The 2826-nt window shown below is 72.3% G+C and carries 3 protein-coding genes; all 3 read right to left on the reverse strand.

Features of this window, described 5'->3' with window-relative positions:
* Positions 1–1216, reverse strand: a 1216-nt coding sequence (locus JYK17_RS40170; protein WP_308011744.1) for a GlgB N-terminal domain-containing protein, incomplete at its 3' end; no start/stop codon positions are given.
* Positions 1217–1220: 4 nt separating this feature from the next.
* Complete coding sequence (locus tag JYK17_RS40175; protein ID WP_222812316.1) at positions 1221–2582, reverse strand: maltokinase N-terminal cap-like domain-containing protein; 1362 nt, start codon at positions 2580–2582, stop codon at positions 1221–1223.
* A gap of 28 nt (positions 2583–2610) precedes the next feature.
* Positions 2611–2826, reverse strand: a 216-nt coding sequence (locus JYK17_RS40180) for an alpha-glucosidase C-terminal domain-containing protein (RefSeq protein WP_222812317.1), incomplete at its 5' end; no start/stop codon positions are given.

A 2826-nucleotide genomic window follows, 5' to 3' on the forward strand; every position in this document is an offset into this window, starting at 1 on the left:
ACCAGTAAACGGCGTTCGCCACAAGGAAGTTGCGCACCTCGACGCGTCCGAAGTCGAACTCGTAGGTCCCCCAGTCGGGATGCTCGGCCCGCCGTGAGTCTCCCGGCTCGTACAGCGGATCCCCGTCGAACCGCGCCAACGCCCAGTCGTCCTTGGGGAAGTGGGCGGGCACCCAGTCCATGATCACGCCGAGCCCGGCCCGGTGCAGCGAGTCGATCAGATACCTGAGGTCGTCGGGCGGGCCGAGCCGTGAGGTCGGCGCGTAGAAGCCGGTGACCTGATAGCCCCAGGAGGGACCGAAGGGGTGCTCGGCGAGCGGCATGAGCTCGACATGGGTGAAGCCCAGCTGCCGTACGTACTCGGGCAGCTGCTCCGCGAGTTGACGGTACGTCAATCCTGGGCGCCAGGACGGGAGATGGACCTCGTACACGGAGAACGGGGCCTCGTGCACGGGGACGTCCCCGCGGTGCGCCATCCAGTCCGCGTCGCCCCACTCGTAGTGCGAGGCCGTCACCACGGAGGCCGTCGCGGGCGGCACCTCGGTGCGCCGGGCCATCGGGTCGGCCTTGAGGAAGCGGCCGCCGTAGCGGGAGGTGATCTCGAACTTGTAGCGGGCGCCCTCACCGATGCCGGGCACGAACAGCTCCCACACCCCGGACGAGCCCATCGAGCGCATGGGCAGCGCCGTGCCGTCCCAGCAGGTGAACTCCCCGGCGACCCGGACCCCTTGGGCATTGGGCGCCCACACCGTGAACCGGGTCCCGGTCACGCCCTGGTGGGTCATCGGCTCGGCGCCGAGCGCCTTCCACAGCTGCTCGTGCCGGCCCTCGCGGATGAGGTGCAGGTCGAGGTCGCCGAGGGCGGGCAGGAAACGGTACGGGTCCGCCGTCTCGTGCTCGCCGTCGCCGTACGCCACCGCCAGTGTGTACTCGGGGACCGCGTCGAGCGGCAGTACGGCCGAGAACAGACCGTCGCCCTCCGACGCCAGGGCGTGCCGCTGCCCGCCGAAGACGACATGCACCGAGCGGGCGTATGGGCGCAGGGCGCGGAAGACGACCGCGCCGTCGACCGGGTGGGCGCCCAGCAGCGCGTGCGGATCGTGATGCCTGCCGGACAGCAGGCGTTCGCGCTCGTCCGGATCCAGGGCGGGCGCGGCGCCGCTCCGGGCGACCAGCGGGCCGGAGGACTCGGGAAGCGAGGTGTCACGCAGAGCCACGGGTTCAGCCTCCTCTCACGGCGAGACGCTCGATCGCCGCCATCGGTACGGGGAGCCAGTCCGGTCGGTGCCGGGCTTCGTACAGGACCTCGTACACGGCTCGGTCGGTCTCATAGGCGCGCAGCAGCGCGTGCTTCTTGCGCGGGTCCCAGCCGGCCCGGTCGGCGTAGCCCGCGCAGTAGGCCTCGCGGCAGCGGCGCGCCCACTCCGGGCGCCAGGGGCGGCGCTGCCGCGCGGCGTAGTCGAAGGAGCGCAGCATCCCCGCGATGTCCCGCAACGGCGACTGGGGGCTGCGCCGTTCGGCGAGCGGACGGGACGGCTCGCCCTCGAAGTCGATGACGAACCAGTCCCGGCCCGCCCGCAGCACCTGACCCAGGTGCAGATCGCCGTGGATGCGCTGCGCGGGCGGCCCGGGATCGCAGGTGACCAGCGCGCCGAACGCGCTGCGCAGACCGGGCACATAGGGGTGCAGCGCCGGTACGCAGTGGGCCGCGGAGACCAGACGCTCGGTCATGTCCGCCACGGTCCGCCCGTTCTCGTCGTGCGGCCCGGCGGGGAACGCGGCGGCCAGCGCCAGATGTACGTCCGCGGTGGCCCGGCCGAGCGCGCGGGCCCGCACGGTGAAGTCCTCACCGGAGGCCAGCGCCTGCAGCGCCAGCGTCCAGCCGTCGGAGGCGTCCGGCAGGAACGGCTGCAGCACGCCGAGCGTGGCCTCCTGCGGATGCGTGGTCCTGAACCACGCCACGGGCGCGGGTACCCGGCGGCAGCCCAGCGCGGCCAGCGCCCCCGACACCTCGAGGTCGGGGTTGATGCCGGGCTGGATGCGCCGGAAGACCTTCAGGATGAACGCGTCGCCGTACACCAGCGAGGAGTTGGACTGCTCGGCCTCCAGCAGACGCGGTGCCAGACCGGCGGGCACATGCACGGCCGGGTCGGCCTCGAAGCGCAGGGGGCCCGCCGTGCCGGGGTGGCGCAGCCGGTCCAGGAGCAGCTGTGCCGAGCGGGGGTCCTGCAGCGCGTCGTAGACCAGCAGTCCGGCCAGCGGACCCTCGTCGGCCCGGCCGATCAGGGCCCGGCCCAGCCTCGGCGACGGGTTCTTGCGTACGCCGAGCAGGAGTTGGTAGCAGTCCCCGGCGGGCGCGGCCCCGCTGGGCGCGGGCACCGCGGAGTGCCCGGCGTGCACCAGGAGATGCAGACAGCCCGGAAACAGCTCGGTGACGGACAGCAGACTGAGGTCCGTCACCGGCCGGTCTTTGCCCGCGAACCAGCGCTGGCGCGGCAGCCACTCGCGCAACAGTCCGGCGAGCGAGGCCATGGGCCCGGTGACGACGCCCCGTCTGGGGCTCAGCGATGCGGTCTTCTGCATGGTGACGCGTCCTTTCCTCGGCGCACGCTCAAGCTCGTCGGCCGATGCGGGATGCGACTCGGGTGAGCCGGAACCAGTAGAAGCCATGGCCGGCGAGGGTCAGCAGATACGGCAGCTCGCCGATGGCGGGGAAGCGGACCCCGCCGATGAGCTCCACGGGATGACGTCCGTCGTAGGCACGCAGATCGAGTTCGGTGGGCTGTGCGAAGCGGGAGAAGTTGTTGACGCACAGGACCAGGTCGTC

This window comes from Streptomyces plumbidurans (genome assembly GCF_019857225.1).
GTDB classification, from domain to species: Bacteria; Actinomycetota; Actinomycetes; order Streptomycetales; family Streptomycetaceae; genus Streptomyces; species Streptomyces plumbidurans.

What these genes read in the sequence shown, in the direction of transcription:
- JYK17_RS40175 (WP_222812316.1), bottom strand. Translation starts at nt 2,582, where the DNA reads ATGCAGAAGACCGCATCGCTGAGCCCCAGACGGGGCGTCGTCACCGGG.